The organism is Pedobacter africanus (assembly GCF_040548825.1).
GTDB classification, from domain to species: Bacteria; Bacteroidota; Bacteroidia; order Sphingobacteriales; family Sphingobacteriaceae; genus Pedobacter; species Pedobacter africanus_A.
Map to the genome: position 1 here is coordinate 513908 of NZ_JBEPSL010000001.1, position 21116 is coordinate 535023.

Annotated in this window: 19 protein-coding genes; 14 read left to right on the forward strand and 5 right to left on the reverse strand. The window is 44.2% G+C overall.

Annotation, left to right across the window (positions count from 1 at the left end; translation table 11 throughout):
• Positions 1-13 precede the first annotated feature (13 nt).
• Genes ABIE26_RS01965 through ABIE26_RS01980 form a run of 4 tightly spaced genes read left to right on the forward strand, consistent with a single transcriptional unit; the run spans position 14 to position 9086 of the window.
• Positions 14-3547 (forward strand): SusC/RagA family TonB-linked outer membrane protein, encoded by a 3534-nt coding sequence (locus tag ABIE26_RS01965; RefSeq protein WP_310140633.1) that lies wholly within the window; start codon positions 14-16, stop codon positions 3545-3547.
• Between the two features lie 12 nt (positions 3548-3559).
• Positions 3560-5344 (forward strand): RagB/SusD family nutrient uptake outer membrane protein, encoded by a 1785-nt coding sequence (locus ABIE26_RS01970; RefSeq protein ID WP_310140631.1) that lies wholly within the window; start codon positions 3560-3562, stop codon positions 5342-5344.
• 18 nt (positions 5345-5362) lie between these two features.
• Positions 5363-6484 carry an acyltransferase family protein gene (locus tag ABIE26_RS01975; protein ID WP_310140628.1) on the forward strand — a complete coding sequence of 374 codons (1122 nt, stop codon included), beginning with the start codon at positions 5363-5365 and terminating at the stop codon, positions 6482-6484.
• 25 nt (positions 6485-6509) lie between these two features.
• Complete coding sequence (locus ABIE26_RS01980; RefSeq protein WP_310140626.1) at positions 6510-9086, forward strand: family 20 glycosylhydrolase; 2577 nt, start codon at positions 6510-6512, stop codon at positions 9084-9086.
• Between the two features lie 74 nt (positions 9087-9160).
• Here the strand turns inward: ABIE26_RS01980 and ABIE26_RS01985 are convergent, their stop codons facing one another.
• Both ABIE26_RS01985 and ABIE26_RS01990 read right to left on the reverse strand, forming a co-directional pair.
• A complete protein-coding gene (locus ABIE26_RS01985; protein WP_084241032.1) occupies positions 9161-9484 on the reverse strand; it encodes a DUF3276 family protein in 324 nt (107 codons plus the stop codon).
• Positions 9485-9552: 68 nt separating this feature from the next.
• Entirely contained in the window at positions 9553-11343 is a 1791-nt protein-coding gene (locus ABIE26_RS01990) for an ABC transporter ATP-binding protein (RefSeq protein WP_310140622.1), read from the reverse strand.
• 112 nt (positions 11344-11455) lie between these two features.
• Here ABIE26_RS01990 and ABIE26_RS01995 point away from each other — a divergent pair, with 112 nt between their 5' ends.
• From ABIE26_RS01995 to ABIE26_RS02035, 9 genes are all read left to right on the forward strand, one after another.
• Positions 11456-12544, forward strand: coding sequence for a Glu/Leu/Phe/Val family dehydrogenase (locus ABIE26_RS01995; RefSeq protein ID WP_310140620.1), 1089 nt, complete (start codon positions 11456-11458; stop codon positions 12542-12544).
• A gap of 33 nt (positions 12545-12577) precedes the next feature.
• A complete protein-coding gene (nusB, locus tag ABIE26_RS02000) occupies positions 12578-13528 on the forward strand; it encodes a transcription antitermination factor NusB (protein ID WP_409035657.1) in 951 nt (316 codons plus the stop codon).
• A gap of 2 nt (positions 13529-13530) precedes the next feature.
• Positions 13531-13995 (forward strand): DUF1573 domain-containing protein, encoded by a 465-nt coding sequence (locus tag ABIE26_RS02005; RefSeq protein ID WP_310140615.1) that lies wholly within the window; start codon positions 13531-13533, stop codon positions 13993-13995.
• 27 nt (positions 13996-14022) lie between these two features.
• Positions 14023-14352 (forward strand): preprotein translocase subunit YajC, encoded by a 330-nt coding sequence (yajC, locus tag ABIE26_RS02010; RefSeq protein ID WP_310140614.1) that lies wholly within the window; start codon positions 14023-14025, stop codon positions 14350-14352.
• A gap of 76 nt (positions 14353-14428) precedes the next feature.
• On the forward strand, positions 14429-15376 hold the full coding sequence (locus ABIE26_RS02015) for a CdaR family protein (RefSeq protein WP_310140612.1): 948 nt from the start codon (positions 14429-14431) through the stop codon (positions 15374-15376).
• A complete protein-coding gene (coaE, locus tag ABIE26_RS02020) occupies positions 15376-15972 on the forward strand; it encodes a dephospho-CoA kinase (protein ID WP_310140609.1) in 597 nt (198 codons plus the stop codon). The genes ABIE26_RS02015 and coaE overlap by 1 nt, the downstream gene beginning before the upstream one ends.
• A complete protein-coding gene (locus ABIE26_RS02025; RefSeq protein WP_310140607.1) occupies positions 15969-16910 on the forward strand; it encodes an exonuclease in 942 nt (313 codons plus the stop codon). The genes coaE and ABIE26_RS02025 overlap by 4 nt, the downstream gene beginning before the upstream one ends.
• Complete coding sequence (locus ABIE26_RS02030; protein ID WP_310140603.1) at positions 16910-17071, forward strand: DUF5522 domain-containing protein; 162 nt, start codon at positions 16910-16912, stop codon at positions 17069-17071. The genes ABIE26_RS02025 and ABIE26_RS02030 overlap by 1 nt, the downstream gene beginning before the upstream one ends.
• Before the next feature lie 9 nt (positions 17072-17080).
• Positions 17081-17533 carry a MarR family winged helix-turn-helix transcriptional regulator gene (locus tag ABIE26_RS02035; RefSeq protein WP_310140601.1) on the forward strand — a complete coding sequence of 151 codons (453 nt, stop codon included), beginning with the start codon at positions 17081-17083 and terminating at the stop codon, positions 17531-17533.
• Here the strand turns inward: ABIE26_RS02035 and ABIE26_RS02040 are convergent.
• The 3 genes from ABIE26_RS02040 to ABIE26_RS02050 are packed head-to-tail and all read right to left on the reverse strand — an operon-like array spanning position 17530 to position 19558.
• Complete coding sequence (locus ABIE26_RS02040) at positions 17530-18267, reverse strand: ZIP family metal transporter (protein WP_310140598.1); 738 nt, start codon at positions 18265-18267, stop codon at positions 17530-17532. The two genes, ABIE26_RS02035 and ABIE26_RS02040, sit on opposite strands and share 4 nt — an antisense overlap.
• The gene (locus tag ABIE26_RS02045) at positions 18267-18830 is read right to left on the reverse strand and encodes a phosphatase PAP2 family protein (RefSeq protein WP_310140597.1); all 564 of its coding nucleotides are present in this window, start codon (positions 18828-18830) and stop codon (positions 18267-18269) included. Before ABIE26_RS02045 ends, ABIE26_RS02040 begins: the two co-directional genes overlap by 1 nt.
• Positions 18827-19558, reverse strand: coding sequence for a class I SAM-dependent methyltransferase (locus ABIE26_RS02050; protein ID WP_310140594.1), 732 nt, complete (start codon positions 19556-19558; stop codon positions 18827-18829). The genes ABIE26_RS02045 and ABIE26_RS02050 overlap by 4 nt, the downstream gene beginning before the upstream one ends.
• Before the next feature lie 169 nt (positions 19559-19727).
• Here ABIE26_RS02050 and glmM point away from each other — a divergent pair, with 169 nt between their 5' ends.
• Entirely contained in the window at positions 19728-21116 is a 1389-nt protein-coding gene (glmM, locus tag ABIE26_RS02055) for a phosphoglucosamine mutase (RefSeq protein ID WP_310140590.1), read from the forward strand.

Genomic DNA, 21116 nt, shown 5'->3' on the forward strand with positions numbered 1-21116 from the left:
AATAAAAACAGCAATGAGAATATCTATAGCCCAAATATTTCTGGTAATCCTGTTTGCATGCAATGCCCTGGCAAAAGAAACCAAAGCCCAGGAGGTATTGGACAGGGAAATATCCATCCGTATTCAGGATGGCAAAATTACGGAGATATTAAAAGAGGTTCAAAACCAGACCAAAGTTAAATTCATCTATAGCCCTACAGTTATCGGGGCCGACCGGAAGACCTCGGCCAACTATATCAAAAAGCGTCTCGGAGATTTCCTTGATGAAACCTTAAACCCACTGAATATATTTTACAAGGTAATCGACAACCGGATCATCCTGTCTGATAAGACCTCAAAAAGGAGCAATACATCCGATGGTAGCCGGCTCCGCTTTCCGGTTAAGGGAAAAGTAAGTACCGCTAAGGGGCTAAGCCTGCCCGGTGTAAGCGTAAAGGTAAAGAATGGGACAGCGGTAACCATAACCGATGCCAATGGAAATTACGCGATAGAGGTGCCTGATGCAGAGGCCATCCTGATTTTTTCCTATATCGGTTTTATCAGAAAGGAAATACCGGTAAAAGGGCAAGGTACATTAAATGTGCAGCTTACAGAGGATGAAACCTCTTTAGGAGAAGTTGTGGTGATGGGCTATGCCACTCAAAAGAAAAAAGACCTTACCGGTGCAGTTTCTGTGGTCAACGTTTCTGAAATGATAAAACAGCCCAGTGCCTCCGTCAATAACCTGCTGCAGGGACAGGCCTCTGGTGTTACCATTCTAGGGTCCGGACAGCCGGGCGAAGAACCCCAGGTACGCATACGGGGGGTAAATACATTTGGCAACAACAATCCGCTGTATGTGGTGGATGGTGTGCCTACCATGAACGTTGCCGATATCAACCCGAATGACATTGAATCTCTGCAGGTCCTTAAGGATGCCGGTGCAGCTTCAATTTACGGTTCCAGGGCTGCGAATGGCGTTATCGTCATCACCACCCGTAAGGGAAAAGAAAAAGTAAGCGTAAAATACGATACCTATTACGGTACGCAGCGTCCCAGAAAAGGAAATGTATGGGACATCCTGTCGCCACAGGAAATGGCCGATCTGAAAAGGCTTGCCGAAACCAACTCCGGTGCACATGAATTTGACGATCCTTTATACGGAAACGGGCCAACTTATGTTTTACCCGATTACATCTATCCTTTAAAAGCCAAAGAAGGAGATCCGGAGGTAAACCCTGCCAACTACTACGTGAAACCGCTGTTTACTTCGGTAAATGAGTACAATAACTTTCGCAGGATTAACAGGGCAAATAAAACTGGGACCAACTGGTATGAGGAGATTTTTAGCCCGGCGCCCATGAACAGTCAGAACATTTCAGTGAGCGGAGGCTCAGAGCAGGGCAATTATCTTTTTTCGGCAAACTATTTTAACCAGCAGGGTACCCTGGCCCAAACCTATTTAAAAAGATATACCCTACGCTCAAACACGCAATACAACATCGGTAAACACATCAGGATAGGAGAAAACCTGGCTTATACCATTACCAACAACCCCCAGATTGGTGGCTTAAGCGGAGACAATGCCATAGGCCATGCCTTTCGCGAACAACCCATTATTCCTGTTTATGACATCATGGGAAATTTTGCAGGGGGATATGGAGGACAGCTTGGCGATGCCTACAATCCGGTAGCGATGTTATACCGTACCAAAGACGATAAGGCTTCAGATTACAGGCTTTTCGGAAATGTTTTTGCAGAGGCAGACCTTTTTGGTGCCTTTACTTTGCGGACTTCTTTTGGCGGAGATTCCTATTACGGCTCATCGCATGCCTTTGTGTATCCACAGTATGAGAATGGAGAAAACAACACCAACAACAGCTATAGCGAAACTGCTTACAACGGTTTGGAATACGTGTGGACAAATACCCTGTCGTTCAATAAAATCTTTGATAAACATAGTTTAAAAGTGCTTGCCGGAACAGAATATTTCAAAAACAGGTACCGCACTATGACGGGCAGTAACAAGGGCTATTTTTCATTTGATCCGGATTACACCAATCTTTCAACTGGTAGCGGTCCGATGGAAACATCCAGCTCGAGAACCGCTGATGCCCTTTTTTCGCTCATCGGGAGGGTTGATTACAGCTTTGACGAGAAGTACCTTTTGGGTGCTACCATCAGGAGAGACGGGTCCTCCAAGTTCCTGGAAAATATATACGGCTGGTTCCCGGCTGTAAGCGCAGGCTGGCGGATTTCGAAAGAACGTTTTTTAAGCAGCGCTACCTGGATTACCGACCTGAAGCTGCGGGGGGGATGGGGCATTATGGGGAACCAGCTGAATGTAAGCGGTGGAAATTCCTTTAGCACCTTCGGCAGCGCAATAGGTCAGTCGTACTATGCCATAAACGGCGGTAACAATATCCTGGCAGGTTTTTACCAGAACCAGATTGGAAATCCGGGGGCAAAATGGGAGAAAAACATCAATGCCAATATCGGGTTTGATGCCACATTATGGGGCGGGAAACTCGAAATATCGGCAGATTATTACCGCAAAAACATCCGTGATCTGTTGTACAATCCTGAAATGATAGGCACCGTAGGTGCAGCAACGGTACCCTTTGTAAACATTGGCCAGATGAAAAATGATGGCTTCGATATTTCCCTGTCGGGAAATACCATGCTGAGCAAGAACCTTAAGCTGAACGCTACGGCCACCATCACCACTTACCGCAATGAAATCCAGAAAATTTCTGCTGATGCCAAATATTATGAGATCGATGCACGCAGGTTTGATGGCAGTAACATTATCCGGAATGCTGTTGGACGTTCAGTCAGTGAATTCTTTGGCTATAAGGTAGCTGGTTTCTGGAACTCAGAGGCAGAAATTGAAGCCGCCAATGCAGCCGCCCGTGTAGCCAGTGGAGATCAGACGGCAATTTATCAGAATGATATCGGACTGGGCCGTTTCAAATATGCCGACATCAATGGGGATGGCAGGATTACGGCCGACGACCGTACCTTTTTAGGCAATGCAAACCCCGATTTCAGCTATGGTCTTAACCTGGGCCTGAGTTACAAAGCCTTTGATTTCAGTGCCTTCTTTTATGGCGTTCAGGGGAACTCAATCTGGAACCAGGTGAAGTGGTGGACAGACTTTATGCCTTCATTTGACGGGGCAAAGAGCCGTACCGCACTTTATGATTCCTGGACACCTGCACGTATAAATGCAAAAGCCCCGATTCAGGAAACCGCACAGTCGTTCAGTACCAACAGCGTTCCCAACTCCTACTTCGTCGAAAAGGGTGCTTACCTGCGGTTAAAAAATGTGCAGATCGGCTATACCTTAGCCCCAGGTAAATTACATAAGCTGGGTATCAATAGGTTAAGGGTCTATCTTTCAGGTGCAAACCTGTTTGCCATCACCAAATATTCGGGTGTCGATCCGGAAATTGGCATTTCAAGCGATAATGACGATGAGCCGGGCGGACAAACGGCCTACGGTATAGACGATGGCTCTTATCCGAGTCAGCGTACCTTTCTGTTGGGTTTAAACTTACATTTTTAATCATTTGAAGACATGAAAAGATCAGCATATCTATTAATTGTATTGTTTTTTACCACACAATTTTATGCGTGTAAAAAAGCTTTGGAACAGCCTGCCCTGGGGTCGCTCAGCGAAGAGATCATCGCCAATAAAAATGGGGTAAACGGACTGCTTATCGGTGCCTATGCCGCACTTGATTTTATGGAAGGAGGAGACCGGGCCCTTGGTGGGGGTGATGCATGGCAGGTATCGCCAACAAACTGGGTTTTTGGGGCTGTAGCGGGTGGAGATGCCTCAAAAGGCAGCGATGGGGCCGACCAGCCTGCAATAGACCCTATCGCCAACTTTTATTCCGATGCCAATAACGTGTTTTACAATGGGAAATGGAAAGCACTGTTTGAATGTGTGACCCGTACCAATAATGTATTGAAGCTGTTGGCCAAAGCAACCGATATCACAGCTGATGAACGGAAGAACATTGAAGGGCAAGCCCGTTTCCTGCGCGGCCATTATTATTTTGAGCTTAAAAAGATGTGGAATATGGTACCCTGGATTGATGAAGGTACCACTGCTTTTAATCAGCCTAACAACACAGACCTATGGCCCAAAATAGAGGCCGATTTAAAGTTCGCTTATGAAAACCTTCCGCCAGCACAATCCGAACTGGGCCGGGCAAACAAATGGGCCGCGGGTGCTTACCTTGCCAAGGCCTATCTGTACCAGCATAAATATTTAGCTGCCAAACCTGTATTCGACCTTGTGATAACTGCAGGCACTACCAGTTCAGGGCTCAAATACGACCTTAACGAAGAGTTTGAAGACAACTGGAGGCCAAGCCGGGAAAATAACCCTGAAGCTGTATTTGTCATCCAGATGGCTGCAAATGTAGATGCTTCCGGGCCTTCTCACGCAAATAACGGCGATATGTTAAACTTCCCCTATGGTGATGGCAGCCCCTTCAGCTGCTGCGGCTTCTTTCAGCCCTCTATTGACCTGGTAAACCATTTCCGTACCAACCCTGCAACAGGCTTACCCTATATCAGCAATTACAATAACTTTCCTGTAAAAACAGATATGGGCATTGAAGGGAACCAGCCTTTTACGCCCGACCAGGGAACACTTGATCCGCGTTTAGACTGGACGGCCGGTCGCCGGGGCATTCCTTATCACGACTGGGGGATTTATCCCGGCAAACCCTGGGCGCGTGACCAGAGTTATGGCGGGCCATACGGACCAAAAAAGAACGTTTACTGGCATGAAAGTGCCGATACCGATGGCGACCAGGGAACCTGGGCACCCGGAACAGCAATAAATTATTCCATTATCCGGTTTGCCGATGTATTGTTAATGGCGGCCGAATGTGAAGCCCAGGAGGGGAGCCTCAGTAAAGCACAGGAATATGTGAACAGGGTAAGGGGGCGTGCCGCAAACCCGGTAACCTGGCTTTACAAATACAAAGACGATCATGACCCCTCGGCCGGGTTTTCAAATGAGCCTGCAGCCAATTATAAAATCAATGAATACCCGGCAAACGACTTTTCTTCGAAGGGGAAAGCCTATGCCCTGACTGCCATTTATTACGAAAGAAAAATAGAACTGGCCATGGAAGGGCATCGGTTTTTTGATCTGGTAAGATGGGGAATAGCAGAACAGGAATTAAATGCGTATTTTAGTTATCAGGGACAGTTTACTTCGGATGTAAGAAAAGGCAGGTTTGTTAAAGGTAAACACGATTTCTACCCGATTCCGCAACGCCAGATCGATCTAAGTCAGGCCAACGGTTCGGCTGTTTTGAAACAAAATCCAGGATACAATTAACCTAATATAACCACCTAAATGAACCAGCCACAACGTTTTTTGTCCCTTGACGTATTCAGGGGAATGACCGTGTGTTTCATGATCATCGTGAACACACCTGGAACTGGCGCAGAACCTTTTGCCATGCTCGACCACGCGGCATGGCATGGTTTTACACCAACAGATCTTGTATTTCCTTCCTTTTTGTTTGCTGTAGGGAACGCCATGAGTTTCTCCATGAAAAAATTTGCGCAGATGGAGAATCCCGCAGTGCTGATGACGATAATTAAACGGGTGCTCCTCATCTTTTTGCTCGGCTACCTGATGTACTGGTTCCCGTTTTTTAGTCACAATGAAAATGGCGGTATCAGTTTATCCCCAATCGCAAATACAAGGATTTTTGGTGTTTTGCAGCGCATTGCAATTTGCTACGGCATAGCCTCGCTTTTAATTCATTACCTGAGCACCCGTAGTGTAGCGCTCATCAGTGTGTTGTTTTTAATAGGCTACTGGGTTGTTTTGCTCGTATTTGGTGATGCCGCCGATCCATTTAGCATGACCGGTAATGCCGGACAGCAGCTGGACCTGTTCCTGCTTGGCGATAAACACCTGTATCATGGTGAAGGTATAGCGTTTGATCCTGAGGGGATACTCAGCACCATCCCGGCCTGCGTAAATGTGATCATCGGCTATTATGCCGGTAAATTTATACAGGAAAGGGGCAAAGGGTATGAAACCATCGCTAAACTGATGCTCGCGGGTGGCCTGCTTATCCTCATCGCACTATGCTTTAACCCTGTGTTCCCCATCAATAAAAAACTGTGGACAAGTACCTTTGTTTTACTGACCTGTGGACTGGACCTGCTCATTATCGGGGCGCTTATTTATAGCATAGAGGTCTCGGCTTACACCAGATGGACCGGCTTTTTTACTGTTTTTGGGAAAAACCCCTTGTTTATTTACCTTGTGTCGGAATTGCTGCTCAGTATTATCTATGTCCTGTTCCCTCATTCAGATTTCAGGAATTGGATAAACAGCAATTTCTTCCAGGTTGTTGCCCCTGGTCCCATAGGTTCATTGCTCTTTGCCATTTGCTTTATGCTGGTATGCTGGGTGATAGGCTATATCCTGGACAAAAGAAAAATATACATACGCGTTTAACTATCACCCGATCATAACTCTCAAAATGAAGAAGAAAACTGCTTTTACCATGGCTTTGCTCCTGTGGCTTAATGCGCTCAACGCGCTTAACGGTTTTGCTCAGGAAAAACCTGGTTTTAACGTGGACAACCTCGAGCTCAGCCGCGAGATCCTGAGCCGTAATTACAAAGGTTCCGAACAAACCTTATCTGTTTTTACCCTTCGCATTAAAGGCAAACAGAGTTTTCCAGCCAGTGGCTGGACCATTTATTTCAACACCAGGCCCATGTCTGTAGGCGGTGCCGATAGTCTTTTGTTTAACATTGAACAGGTAAATGGCGATCTGTTTAAGCTGAGGCCTAAAAAAGGATTTACTGCTATTAAAGCAGGGGGATCAAAAACGATTACGGTACTTTCTACAGAAATCAAGAACAAGACCGACCTTTCACTAGGCTTTTACCTTGTATGGGACAGTGCAGCCTCAAAAGCCTATGCCATTAAGCACAAAAACATCAACCCGGTCAAACTTTTTGAAGAAACGGAAACAAAGCTCTCGGCCGATATTTACCGGCAAAATCAACTGATAAAGAACCTGCCCAACAGTCAGCTGACCAGGATTTTTCCAACACCTGTATCCTATAAGGAAAATCAGGGTATTTTTAAGCTGGCCCCCTCTGTAAGTATAGTTGCCGATCAGGAATTTAGTAAAGAAGCCGGCTTATTTGCCGATGAACTGTCGCATATGCTGGGCAAACGCCCTGTTTTTAAAGGGAATGCGGAGAAAAATGTGGTACGAATTCAAAAAGGAGAACTAAATGGCGCCGAGGCCTACGAGCTTAGTGTTACGCCCGAAAGAATCCTGATTACTGCCGCCGGCCCGGCGGGTGCATTCTATGGCCTACAATCTTTAAAAACATTGTTCCCTGTTTTATCCTGGAAAGGTGTACAAAAGGAAATTGCTGTTCCCGCAGTAACCGTTGAAGATGCCCCCCGTTTTGGATTTCGGGGTATCATGATGGATGTGGGCAGGAATTTTCAACCCAAAAAACAGGTGCTAAAAACGCTGGACGTAATGGCCTTGTGCAAAATGAATGTGCTGCATTTCCACTTAAATGAAGATGAGGGCTGGCGATTGGAAATCCCGGGCCTGCCAGAGCTCACAGCCATTGGCGGGCATCGGGGGCATACCCTGGACGAGAAAGATCACCTTATGCCTTCTTTCGGATCAGGACCTTATCCGGATGTAAATTCGGGCAGCGGTTTTTATACCCGGGCAGAGTTTATCGAAATTCTTAAGTATGCGCACGCGCGCCATATCCGCGTGATTCCGGAAATTGAAACACCCGGACATGCCAGGGCTGCAGTGCGGTCTATGGATGCCAGGTATAACAGGCTCATGAAAGAAGGTAAGAAGGAAGCGGCAGAACAGTACCTGCTTAGCGATAAACAGGATAAATCGGAATACCGATCGGTACAGGGCTGGAACGATAACATCATGAACGTTGCCCTGCCTTCAACCTATGCTTTTTTGGAGAAGGTGGTAGATGAAATGCGCGCCATGTATACCGAAGCTGGTGCTCCCCTTCAAACCATCCATTTTGGTGGTGATGAAGTGCCTGCCGGGGTATGGGAAAAATCGCCTGCTGTAAATGAATTGCTCAAAAAAGACCCCTCCATTGATGGTGTGGATGAACTGTGGTATTATTACTTTAAGAGGGTGAATGCCATGCTTAAAAAGAAGCAGCTTTATCTTTCGGGCTGGGAGGAAATAGGGCTGCGTAAAGCCATGGTAAACAGACAAAAGAAAATGGTGCTGGATACCCGCTTTGCCGGTGAAAATTTTCATGCGGATGTATGGAATAATCTTAAAGGCAATGAAGACCTGGCTTACAAACTGGCCAATGCCGGTTACAAGGTAGTCCTTACCTGTGTCACCAATCTTTATCTTGACCTGGCCGTTAACCCGGCCTTTGATGAGCCCGGGCAATACTGGGGTGGTTATATAGGCATCGAAAAACCTTATCAGTTTATCCCTTTTAACCTGTTTAAAAACCCTAAAGATGGCGCCAACGGCGAGGCGATGACACAGCAGGCCTCAGCAGGTAAAACCATGCTTACCGAAGTTGGAAAGTCAAATATCGTCGGAATCCAGGGGCCGCTGTGGAGCGAGATCATCACCAGTGCCGAAAGGTTTGAATACATGATGCTGCCAAAGCTTTTTGCAGTGGCGGAAAGGGGCTGGGCTACAGATCCTGCATGGGCCACAGAAGCCGACGGACTTAAAAGCAATAAAATGTACCAGCAAGCCTGGTCTGAATTTATGAATACAATGGCCAAAAGGGAATTGCCCCGGATAGACCATTATGCAGGTGGTTATAACTACCGTATTCCGACCCCTGGCACCCTGGTCGAAAATGGCATGGTGCATGCCAACGTGGAATATCCTGGCATGGTCATCAGGTATACTACCGACGGATCAATGCCAACTGTAAACAGTAAGGTGTATACCGGGCCACTTGCCGCAAAAGGAACTCTTCAGTTCAGGGTATTTAATGCTTTGGGCAGACCGGGTAAAGCAGCAACCGTAACAACGGTAGCCATCAAATCTTTGCCGAAAAATTAACCGGTAAAAACTCAAACCATAAAAAAAGCCCGGTTCATTTGAATATGAACCGGGCTTTTTTGTAAATATATTTTCTAGAAAGAATAATCGTCTGTCTGACTTTTAACTCCTTCGTGGTTCTCAGAATACTCGTAGCGTTTTTCTACCACATCCTGATGGTTTTTAATGTATTCAACAGTCTCATTTAATCCCTCAGTAAACTTCTCAAAATCTTCTTTGTATAAAAAGATCTTATGCTTTACAAAAACACCGTCCTCCAGTCTTTTCTTGCTTTCGGTTAAGGTTAGATAGTAATCTCCTGATCTGGTTGCTTTTACATCGAAAAAATAAGTTCTCTTACCTGCCCTTACTTTCTTAGAAAAAACCTCTTCTCTCTCTTTGTTGTCAAATTCTCCCATGGTTGGTATTGATCTTGGTTTTGGTTCGGGTAAATATAAACTAATAATTACTAAAGTTCAAAATGAAATTAAACAGATTGATTTTCTTCTTCCAGCAATTGGTTCTGGTACATTTCTGCATAGGCCCCGTTCAGCTGCAATAACTGCTCGTGGTTGCCCTGTTCAATGATTTTTCCATCGTCCAGTACAATAATCTTATCCGCATTTTTTATGGTTGAAATCCGGTGGGCAATTAAAATACTCGTCTTATTTTTCATTATTTTGCCCAGATTTCTCAAAATTTCTTCTTCTGTCCGGGTATCTACCGCTGAAAGGCAGTCGTCAAATATCAATAAACGTGGTTCTTTAATCAATGCCCTGGCTATAGATACACGTTGTTTTTGTCCGCCTGAAAGCGTAATGCCCCTTTCTCCGAGCATGGTTTCAAACTTCTGCTCAAAGCCCACAATGTTGTGGTAAACCGCTGCGTTTTTTGCCGCATTGTCTATTTCTTCCTCTGTAACCTGGTCTAAACCAAAGGCAATATTGTTCTTGATCGTATCCGAGAACAGAAAGACTTCCTGTGGTACAAAGCCGATCTGGTTGCGGTAGTTATTTAAATTGAGCTGGCGGAGGGATTGCCCGTCGACACTGATCCTGCCGCTGTCAATGTCGTACATCCGCATAATTAAATTGGCAAGGGTCGATTTTCCTGATCCCGTACGGCCAATTATAGCCACAAATTGTCCCTGTTCAATTTCAAAACTTACGTTTTTCAGCGCTTGTATGCCGGTATCCGGATAGGTAAAACTAACCTGTTCAAATTTAATGTTTCCCCTCAGCAGCGGTGTTTCTACATTTTCAGAAACAATATCGGGTTGCAGCTGTAAAAATTCGTTGATGCGCTTCTGAGAGGCCGAGGCGCGCTGAATTAAAGTGGTTACCCAGCCCAGCATGGAAACCGGAAAGGTAAGCTGATTGACATAAACGATAAACTCAGCAATATTACCAGGTGTGATGGAGCCATTGATGACCTGTATACCGCCAATATAAATGGTAAGGATAGTACTTAAACCTACCAGCAGCAGCATGGTGGGGTAAAAAAGTGCCTGCACCTTAACCAGGCCCATGGCGTTTTGCTTATAGCCCTGGCTCTCGGCCGCAAATATCTTTTGGGTATAATCTTCTCTGACATAAGATTTAATGACCCTTATTCCTGAAAAGCGCTCCTGCACAAAACTGGATAGCCTGGAAAGCTGTTCCTGTATCTGCTCGCTTTTCTGGTTGATGAGCGTATTGACAAAATAAATGATCACCACCAGTACCGGCAGGGGCAGCAAACACCAGATGGCCAGTGTTACATTCACAGAAAACATGGCATAGATGACCAGCAGAAACAACACAGCGGTGTTGATGGTATACATGATTGCCGGCCCCACATACATCCTCACCCGGTTTACATCTTCAGTAGCCCGGTTCATCAGATCGCCGGTATTGTTGCGACGATAAAAGCCCAGACTTAATTTCTGATAGTGTGCATAAATTTCATTTTTCATGTCGAACTCTATGTGCCTCGACATCAGGATGATGGTTTGCCGCATAAAGAAAAGGAAGAGCCCCCTCAGCAGGTATAGCACGAGTACCAGCAGGCCAAAATAAAACAGGCTGTAGCTGAAGGTATCATATACGATTGAAGCACGCTCAAAGCCATTAAACAACCTGTAAATCTGTATGTTTTCGGTGATCAGATTAAAGGCATGGCCGATTACCTGGGCCGGGACTACACCAAAAATATTGGAGATGATCACGAAAAAGACCCCTGGAATAATCCACCATTTATATTTATAGAAGTATTTGTTTAAAAAACGCAGGTGTTTCATTATGAAGTAAAGTTATCCAAATGAAGGTATTTTTTTTAAACTCTTTGGTTAAAACAATGTAAATAATGTTTTTTTATACTAGTTTTGCGGGATATCTGATAAATAAAATTATATGTCTGGTAATAGTTCTATTGTGAATTCAGTTTTAGATCAATTAAGTGCATCGGGGCACAAGAAAGTCGTTTATTGCAATGATCCCGATACCGGATTAAAAGCAATTATTGCCATTCATGATACTACATTAGGCCCTGCATTGGGCGGAACCCGCATGTGGAGTTACGCAACAGAGGCCGAAGCATTGGAAGATGTGCTCCGCTTATCGAGCGCCATGACCTATAAAGCTGCTATTACAGGACTCAATTTAGGCGGTGGAAAAGCGGTCATCATCGGTGATTCCAGAAAAGGCAAATCTGAAGCCATGATGCGCAGTTACGGCAGGTTCATCAAAAACCTGAACGGGGAATTTATCACTGCCGAGGATGTGGGGACCACTACAAAGGATATGGAATATATCCGCATGGAAACCAGCCATGTTACGGGTGTACCTGAATCATTGGGCGGTGCCGGTAACCCTGCACCAACTACAGCCAAAGGCGTATTTTTAGGTATTAAAGCTTGTGTTAAAGAGGTCTTTGGCACAGATATGCTTGCAGGGCGGTCGGTTGTGGTTCAGGGAATAGGAAATGTAGGGGAGCACCTGGTGGCGCTGCTGAGGGCAGAAAATGTAGAGGTTTATATCAGCGACATCAATGAAGAACGTTTGCAGCATGTTGCGCGTACCTATAAAGCAAAGCCAATCAGCGCCGATAAAATCTTCGGGTTGGATGCAGATATTTATGCCCCTTGTGCTTTGGGCGCCACAGTTAATGATAAAACCATTAACAAAATGAAATTTGCCATTATTGCGGGCTCTGCAAATAATCAGCTGGCAGATGAAAATGTGCATGGACAGCTGTTGCTGGAAAAAGGCATTTTATTTGCTCCGGATTATCTGATCAATGCCGGCGGGCTCATCAGTTGCTATTCTGAACTTACAGGATTTGGTAAAAAACGTACCATGCAGCTTACAGAGAATATTTATAACGCCACAAGAGACGTTATTAAGATGTCTAAAACAGATAATATACCAACAATCTGGGCTGCGAACCGTATTGCTGAAAAAAGAATAATAGATATCAAAAAAATAAAATCATCATTTTAATCACCTGGTAATTTACCACTCGTTCTTACATTCATGTTAAATAGAAGGCACTTAAGAATTAAAGCTCTGCAAAACATTTTTGCTTGGCACATGACAGACAAAAGGGATCTCGCTTCCTCAAAGAAAGCACTCCTGCAAAGTATTGACAATGTATACGAAATGTATATATGGATGCTTTCGCTATTGGTAGAGGTTACAGAGTACACAGAAATAGATGCTACAGAGCGTGCCAATAAGCACCTGCCTACAGCTGAAGATCTTAACCCTAACCTGAAACTGCTGAACAACAAGTTTGCAGTTACATTAAAACAAAACCCTGATTTTAGTGCTGCAGTGCATAAATACAAGATCAACTGGATGTCCGATCCGGAATTTGTAAAAGCCATCTTCAATACATTAAAGGTTACCCCCGAGTACACAGCCTATCTGGCCGATGAAGACAACAGCCTGGAAGAATCAAAGACCATCATCAAATTCATATTCAGAAAGATCATACTGAAAAGCCACAACATTATACAGGCATTTGAAGATAAATTCATCAACTGGTCTGTAGACAAAGAGGTAATGCAGGGGATGGTAGCCAAAACCATCAAAAATTTTACATCAGAAGATCCTTTCAAAAATAAACTGACACCAATTAGTCAGGACTGGGCCGAAGATGGTAAATTTGTGGAAGACCTGTTCATGTATACCCTTAGGAATGACAAAGACTATCAGGCGCTTATTGCCGACAGGACCAAGAACTGGGAGTCGGAGCGTATTGCCCTGATGGATACCATTCTGATGAAAATGGCCATTTGTGAGTTGATGAATTTCCCTTCTATCCCTGTTAAAGTGACCATTAATGAGTACCTGGACCTGTCAAAAGATTACAGTACACCGAAAAGTAATTCATTTATTAACGGTATCTTGGACAAAATTTTGGGCGACCTAAAAAGAACCAATAGTATACATAAAATTGGTCGCGGATTAATAGAAGAATAAATATGAAACAAATCTTTGTACTGGCACTGGCAGCTATAACATTTGCATCATGCCAAAACACTACTAAAACAACTGAGGGATCGGCGCAGGCCGATACCGCAACTGCAGGCGTGCAGGCCGGTGCTGATGCACCTGCACCAGCCAATGCGGCCGTGATCAGTTTTGAAAAAGAAAACTACGATTTTGGTAAAATAAATCAGGGCGAAAAAGTAGCCTACAGCTATAAGTTCAAAAACTCGGGAAAAAGTCCGCTGATCATTTTAAATGCAACAGCTACATGCGGCTGTACCGTTCCGGAAGTGCCTAAAGAGCCGATCAAGCCAGGTGCAGAAGGAGAAATCAAAGTAGTGTTTGACAGCAATGGTAAATCAGGTATGCAGGATAAGGTCATTACAGTAACCTCAAACGCACAACCTCATATCGCCAGTCTGCATTTAACAGGCGAAGTAAAAGAGCAATCCAATTAAAAAAAAACGCAATTAATAAATAAGCATATGACATCAGCAATAATTTTACAAGCCCAGGGAAATGGCATGTTAAGTACATTAATACCTATGGTTTTGATTATGGTAGTATTTTACTTTTTCATGATCCGGCCGCAGGTAAAAAAAGCCAAAGACCTTAAGAAAATGGTTGAAGGCTTGAAAAAAGGAGATAAAATTGTAACAACAGCCGGTATTCACGGCCGTATAGCAGATATGAACGATACCACATTTCTAATTGAAGTAGAAGGTGGTTCCAAAATCCGCTTCGATAAAACTGCAGTATCCTTAGATGCAACCAAAGCGGTAGCACCTAAAGCAGAAGAAGCACCTAAAGCGTAGCTTTAAAAATCATTAAAGGTAAAAGCCGCATCCTTGTTTGGTGCGGCTTTTGCATTTGAGTATATTTGTTAACGATATGCCGTTTATCAAACTCACAAAAATTGAGCGGAAGCGCTTCCTGGTTTTAATCACCTGTCTGTTGATCGCAATTGCAGCGTGGTTATTGATGGCATTGGACAATAAATATGTATATACGGCTAAAACCGTACTCAAGTATACCAATATCCCCCAGAAAAAAGCTTTTCACCCCTTGCAGCCGGATACCGTTGACCTCCAGGTTGAAGGTACAGGATGGCAGCTGCTTTTTGCCAGGTTAAGGGTAAAACCTCCTTCGATATCCATTAACCTGGAGAAACTCAACAACAGGAATTACATCCTCTTCTCAGAGCAACTGTTTAACGTAAACAGGCAGCTGGAAACATCGCAGAAAATTATTTCTGTAAAACCCGACACCCTTTATTTCGACTTCTCTGAAAAAACTGTAAAAAGGGTGCCTGTAAAGTTGGTTTCCAGCCTGAATTTTAAGCAGCAGTACGGGATTTCCAATCCAATTGAAATTATGCCCGATTATGTCACCATCTCCGGGCCCGAGGATGAACTGAAAAGGATCAGGGAGTGGCAAACAGATTCCTTAAAACTGGATGACTTGCAGGCAACAGCCAGAAGTGTGGTGCCCATGACCCAAAGCAGCATGAAAAATGTAAGTATTTTTCCGGCTAGCGTAGAAGTTAAGGTGCCTGTCGATGAATTTACCGAAAAGATACTTGAAGTTCCCCTGAAAATTACCAATAACAGGGAGTATTACAGCATAAAGCTGTATCCAAAAAAAGTAAAGGTTACTTTCCTCGTTGCCCTGTCGAAATACAATCAGATCAATGAAGATTTTATAGAGGCGGTTGTAGATATGAACGAATGGAAAGTGTTAAACCACAGCCGGCTGAGTGTGAAGATCGTGCGTTTTCCTGACTACTGCAGATTGCTGAAGGTAGAACCAGGAAAAGTTGATTTTATTGTAGAAAAATAATGCTAAAGATTGGGATAACAGGAGGTATAGGTAGCGGAAAAACAACCGTATGCAAAGTGTTTGAGACATTGGGTGTCCCGGTTTTTTACGCAGATACCGTAGCCAAACAAATTATGGTGAGTGATGCGCTATTGGTGGCAGGTGTTAAAAGTGCCTTTGGAAAAGAAAGCTACACTGCCGATGGATCGTTAAATAACAAGCACATTGCCGGTATAGTATTTAACAATGCCGAAGAACTGGCCAGACTGAATGCGTTGGTGCATCCTGCCGTGTTCAGGGCCTTCGATAGCTGGGTAAAGCAGGTTCCGGCGGCGGTGCCTTATGTGCTTAAAGAAGCTGCCTTGCTATTTGAAAGTGGTTCCTATAAGCTATGCGATCAGAATATATTGGTGCTGGCACCAGAACCGGTGAGGTTGCAGCGTGTAATGGAAAGGGATGGTGTAACTGCAGCGCAGGTGAAAGCGCGTATGGATAAACAGCTACCCGACGAAGAGAAAATTAAACTGGCAGACCAGCTTATAAATAACAACGAAACAGATTCGCTGATCATTCAGATAACCAAACTGCATCAGCTGTTTTTAAACTCCTCTGAATGATACTCGATGATTTTATAGTAGCCACCAAAACAGGCTTGTTTTGCAGATACGGTGATTTTTTTTTAGACCCCAAAGAAATTGTCAAACACGCGGTCATCTCGCATGCACATGGAGATCACGCCATAGGAGGGAACCTTTCGGTATATTGCACCGAAGCCACTGCATTGTTTATGAAACACCGCTACAAGAAATTTGCCGGTGAAGCCTTTTACATCAAATCTTATCATACTTCGTTTGAACTGAACGGGATAAAGATCAGCTTTGTACCAGCAGGACATATATTGGGCTCTGCACAGGTTTTAATGGAATACATGGGCGTAAAATACCTTTATACAGGCGATTATAAGCTGCAGCCCGATAAAACCTGTGAACCCATTGAATTTGTAAAAGCCGATGTGCTGATCACTGAAACAACTTTTGCTGATCCAGAAACGGCACATCCCGTAGCCGAACAGGAAATCCTGAAGCTGAACAGCACCCAAAGTAACATCATGCTGGGGGCTTACGCCCTGGGCAAGTGCCAGCGTCTGATTAGTTTGATGAATGACCATTGTATAGAAAAAAGGATATTGCTGCACCACAGTATGCTGCCTTTTGTAAAAATATATGAGCAGATGGGAGCAGATCTCGGTCGACATGAGCCCTACGACCGTAAGGTGATGAAAAACAACCAGCGCAATATGGTATACCTGGTACCGCCTATGGTGTTCAATAGCTATTTCAGGGCCGTTAACGTAGTCAGGGCCTTTGCAACAGGCTGGAAGCACCTGCAAAACCAGAACGGGATCCAATTGTACATCTCCGACCATGCTGATTGGAACGATATCCTTTTGACAGTGGAAAAGGTACAACCTTCGCAAATATGGACCAACCATGGCAGTGGAGTACAGCTCAAAAAATATTTCGAAGGAAATTTGGTCGTTAAATTGCTTAGCTGATGGAAGAAGGGGTGGATTACTATTTTAACGAACAAGGTTTAATGGTATTTACCCGGGAGTACCACCTGAAAAGAGGGTACTGTTGTAAGAATAAATGTAAACATTGTCCGTGGGGTTTTGGAAGGACAAAGCTGAAACAAAAACCGGGAAAAGATAAATAAAGGAAATTCATGATGGAGCTGCAGAAAGAAACGCAAACCACCCGATTTGAGAGCATACACCACCAGGTTATCGTAAATGTACTGCACAGTAGTAACTGGTGTACAGAAAAATTAAGACAAACGATTTTGCCTTTTGATGTCACCACACAGCAGTTCAATATATTGAGGATATTGCGTGGACAATACCCTCGTACTTCTACCATTAACCTACTGAAATCTAGGATGCTGGATAAAATGTGTGATGCCTCCAGAATTGTGGACCGGCTGGTTCAGAAAGGATTGGTGCTTAAGGCGCCCAATGCAGAAGACAAGCGCTCGGTAGACATCCTGATCAGTGATAAAGGATTGGCACTGCTTAGCGAAATGGATAAAGATGTGAGCCTTTCTGTCCTTATTTCAGGTAATTTAACCGAAGAAGAGGCCATTCAGCTCAATACCCTGCTCGACAAAATGAGGGGCTAGTGCGCGTGGTGATGGCTATGTCCTGAAGTATAAAACCCAATAAGCGCAATGGCTACACCACAGATTACCGCTATCATTTTACGCTTGCTGACCTTATGATCGACGCTTGATTCAAACAGGATCGTAGTAGATATGTGTAAAAATATCCCGATCACAATACCCATGATCTTGTTGAAATAAGCTTCCACACCACCAATACTGCCATTGCTCAGTCCATAACTCACGTAAAAGCCCAATGGGGCCATAATGGCAAAAATACTGATGTAAAGGATCACACTGTTCCGGTTAAAATGGCTCTGCACAAGGATACTGGCCAATGCAAATGCTGCAGGGATATGGTGAAGGGCAATACCATAAATTAAGGCATTGTGCTGGTCTTTTGCCAAAGGCATACCCTCTAAAAATGCATGTAGGCACAAGCTGATCATGATGCCATAGGGAAACACATGATTGTCGTTATGCTTATGGATATGCCCGTGTTCCACACCTTCAGAAAATTGTTCAAGTAGGATCTGCAGTAGAAAACCGATCAAAATAAAGATGCCTATCTCGTCGTGGTCCGGTCCGCTGTAAGCCTCAGGGATCAGGTGTAAAACCGTAATGGCAAACAGGTAAGCCCCGCTAAAGGACAGGATTAACTTTAACAACTGAGACTTGTCGCTCTTTACTAAGAAGATGGCCGCGCCGCCTAAAAAAGCACTTAGAAATAATATGAGTAATTTCCAGATTTCCATTATTGCTGTGGTTGTATTGTTTTATAAATTTTAGCGGTGCACAAGCCAATGGCTGTTCCAAGCACTGCGCCGACCATGGTGTCTATAGGGTAGTGTACCCCGACATATACCTGTGAAAAAGAAATGATAAATGCCCATGCCAGGCCAATGGGCAATACGGGCTTCCATTTAGGATAAAAAACGAAGATCAGGAAGATGGCTATAGCAAAATGATTGGTTGCATGCGCCGAAGGGAAACTGTAGCCGCTTCCGCAGGGCACCCTGTGGATAATCTGATCTGTCAGGGTCATTTCGTTGCAGGGTCTGATACGGCCAACCAGCGGTTTGATGATCCTGGATGCCAATGCATCGCCTATGCCAAAGGTTACCAGCAACATCCCGATGATGTACCAGCCCTTTTTTTTATATTCAATAAAACTAAAAACAACGATAAACAGGTATAATGGAGCCCAGAAATACCGGTTGCGCATCAACGGCAGCAGCCAGTCGAAAAATGGATTGGCCAGGCCCCTGTGTACCTTTAAAAACAGTTCTACATCAAATTGCTGCAAACTTTCTATCATGCCTTCTTGCAGATTAAGATTAGCCGTTCTGATTTGTTCTCATCATACTCGTCCAGGCCATAGCTTCCGAATTTAGCGGTAATGCTTAAGCCGCTTTTCTGGAACATACGCTCAAAATCTTCCAGTTTAAAAGCCTGTACGCGCTCTTCGAAGGCGAAAGGTTTGTCGCGGTGCTCAAAATTTATATGCTTGATGATCTTTCCGTTGGCCACAAATTTACTGAGATGGAACTCTATGCCATCCACGGTTTTGGTCTCCTTATGGGTCAGATTTTTAATGATCTTTTCGGTATTGAAATAGTCAATGACCAGTGTGCCATCAGTTTTAAGCCCTTTTCTGAACGATTTTAAAGCATTCACATGGTCTTTCTCTGTCTCAAAATACCCGAAGCTGGTAAACAGGTTCAACGCAATGTCAAAATAGTTGATGAAACACAGTTTGCGCATGTCGTGCACAAAAAAATGCAGGTGCTTCTGCTCAAACTGCTGGGCATATTTAATATTTTGCTCCGAAAGGTCTATCCCTGTTACATCGTAGCCTTTTTTATTCAGGTATATGGCATGCCGGCCTCTGCCACACGCAATGTCCAGTATCCGGGAGTCGGCCGTTGGCTTCAGATAGGCCGATAGGTTGTCAATTAAAAACTCTGCCTCCGCATCGTTACGCTGACTGTAAAGGATGTGATAATAAGGGGAGTTAAACCAGTATTGAAACCATTTGCGCTGCATAGAGCCAGTATTTTTAATGTTTAGAAAAAGACAAATATAGTGTTTTGCTCTCCAACCAAGCGGATAATTTAAAAACCAAATGCAATTAAACTGCATTAATGTGATTAATGACCTAAGTTAAATAATTGGTTAGCCTAATTTTTCTTATTTTTGGTAAAAACTAAATAACTTGACACTAATAAAATCAATCTCCGGAATCAGGGGGACGATTGGTGGCATTGCCGGCAATGGTTTAACCCCAATAGATATCGTAAAATTTACAGCAGCCTATGGCTCCTGGGTAATCAACAGAACCAACGTTAAAAAAATTGTACTTGGCCGCGATGCCAGGATTTCTGGTGACATGGTAAACAACCTGGTCATCGGGACACTGCAGGGCTTAGGCATTGAAGTGATCGATCTCGGGCTTTCTACCACTCCAACCGTTGAGATCGCCGTGCCTATGGAAAAAGCAGGCGGCGGTATCATTTTAACTGCAAGCCACAATCCCAAGCAATGGAACGCTTTAAAGCTGTTAAATGATAAAGGTGAATTCATTAGCGATGCAGATGGAAAAGAAGTGCTGGAAATGGCTGAAAAAGCTGAATTCGAATTTGCAGATGTAGATAGCCTTGGCAAGGTAATCAGTAATGATACTTACCTGCAAAAACACATAGATGTTATTCTTGCCCTGCCATTGGTAGATGTGGAGGCCATAAAAAAAGCCAATTTTAAAATTGCCATTGATTGTGTAAATTCTACAGGCGGAATATTTGTTCCCGCCCTTTTAAAAGCACTGGGTGTAGAAACCGTATACGAATTGTATTGCGAACCGAACGGGCATTTTCCGCATAACCCTGAACCACTGCCGGAAAACCTGACCGAAATTGCCAAAGTTGTACAAAATAAAAAAGCCGATCTGGGTATTGTTGTTGATCCGGATGTTGACCGTTTGTGTTTTGTATGTGAGGACGGAGAGATGTTTGGCGAAGAATATACACTGGTTGCGGTAGCCGATTATATCCTTAAAAATACACCTGGAAATACGGTGTCCAACCTGTCTTCTACAAGGGCATTAAGAGACGTGACTGAAAGGGCAGGGGGGCAATACAATGCCTCTGCAGTAGGTGAGGTAAATGTGGTGAACCAGATGAAAGCAACCCATGCCATTATCGGAGGCGAAGGCAATGGAGGGATCATTTATCCTGAATTGCACTACGGCCGTGATGCACTGGTGGGAATTGCCTTGTTCCTTACACACCTGGCAAAATCTGGTAAATCTATTTCGGTGCTGCGCAGCAGTTATCCGGAATACCACATTTCAAAGAACAAGATCACGCTGACCCCGGAAATGGATATCGATGCATTGATGCTGAAGGTGCAGGAGAAATATAGACATCAGCCCAATACCACTATCGACGGATTGAAGATCGAGTTCGATAAGGAGTGGGTGCACCTGCGCAGGTCAAATACCGAGCCGATCATCCGGATCTACAGCGAGGCTGGCACCGAAACCGTTGCTGAAAACCTTGCGGCAAAGATCATCTCGGATATCAAAGAAATATTAAAACTGAACTAA

Excerpts from the sequence above, each read along its gene's own strand:
- ABIE26_RS01990 (WP_310140622.1), bottom strand. The coding sequence starts at position 11,343 with ATGAAACACCTGCGTTTTTTAAACAAATACTTCTATAAATATAAATGG.
- ABIE26_RS02005 (WP_310140615.1), top strand. The coding sequence starts at position 13,531 with ATGAAACAAATCTTTGTACTGGCACTGGCAGCTATAACATTTGCATCA.
- coaE (WP_310140609.1), top strand. The coding sequence starts at position 15,376 with ATGCTAAAGATTGGGATAACAGGAGGTATAGGTAGCGGAAAAACAACC.
- ABIE26_RS02030 (WP_310140603.1), top strand. The coding sequence starts at position 16,910 with ATGGAAGAAGGGGTGGATTACTATTTTAACGAACAAGGTTTAATGGTA.
- ABIE26_RS02035 (WP_310140601.1), top strand. The coding sequence starts at position 17,081 with ATGATGGAGCTGCAGAAAGAAACGCAAACCACCCGATTTGAGAGCATA.
- ABIE26_RS01995 (WP_310140620.1), top strand. The coding sequence starts at position 11,456 with ATGTCTGGTAATAGTTCTATTGTGAATTCAGTTTTAGATCAATTAAGT.
- ABIE26_RS02045 (WP_310140597.1), bottom strand. The coding sequence starts at position 18,830 with ATGATAGAAAGTTTGCAGCAATTTGATGTAGAACTGTTTTTAAAGGTA.
- ABIE26_RS01965 (WP_310140633.1), top strand. The coding sequence starts at position 14 with ATGAGAATATCTATAGCCCAAATATTTCTGGTAATCCTGTTTGCATGC.
- ABIE26_RS02050 (WP_310140594.1), bottom strand. The coding sequence starts at position 19,558 with ATGCAGCGCAAATGGTTTCAATACTGGTTTAACTCCCCTTATTATCAC.
- ABIE26_RS01975 (WP_310140628.1), top strand. The coding sequence starts at position 5,363 with ATGAACCAGCCACAACGTTTTTTGTCCCTTGACGTATTCAGGGGAATG.
- ABIE26_RS01985 (WP_084241032.1), bottom strand. The coding sequence starts at position 9,484 with ATGGGAGAATTTGACAACAAAGAGAGAGAAGAGGTTTTTTCTAAGAAA.
- ABIE26_RS02040 (WP_310140598.1), bottom strand. The coding sequence starts at position 18,267 with ATGGAAATCTGGAAATTACTCATATTATTTCTAAGTGCTTTTTTAGGC.
- ABIE26_RS02015 (WP_310140612.1), top strand. The coding sequence starts at position 14,429 with ATGCCGTTTATCAAACTCACAAAAATTGAGCGGAAGCGCTTCCTGGTT.
- ABIE26_RS01980 (WP_310140626.1), top strand. The coding sequence starts at position 6,510 with ATGAAGAAGAAAACTGCTTTTACCATGGCTTTGCTCCTGTGGCTTAAT.
- nusB (WP_409035657.1), top strand. The coding sequence starts at position 12,578 with ATGTTAAATAGAAGGCACTTAAGAATTAAAGCTCTGCAAAACATTTTT.
- yajC (WP_310140614.1), top strand. The coding sequence starts at position 14,023 with ATGACATCAGCAATAATTTTACAAGCCCAGGGAAATGGCATGTTAAGT.
- ABIE26_RS02025 (WP_310140607.1), top strand. The coding sequence starts at position 15,969 with ATGATACTCGATGATTTTATAGTAGCCACCAAAACAGGCTTGTTTTGC.
- ABIE26_RS01970 (WP_310140631.1), top strand. The coding sequence starts at position 3,560 with ATGAAAAGATCAGCATATCTATTAATTGTATTGTTTTTTACCACACAA.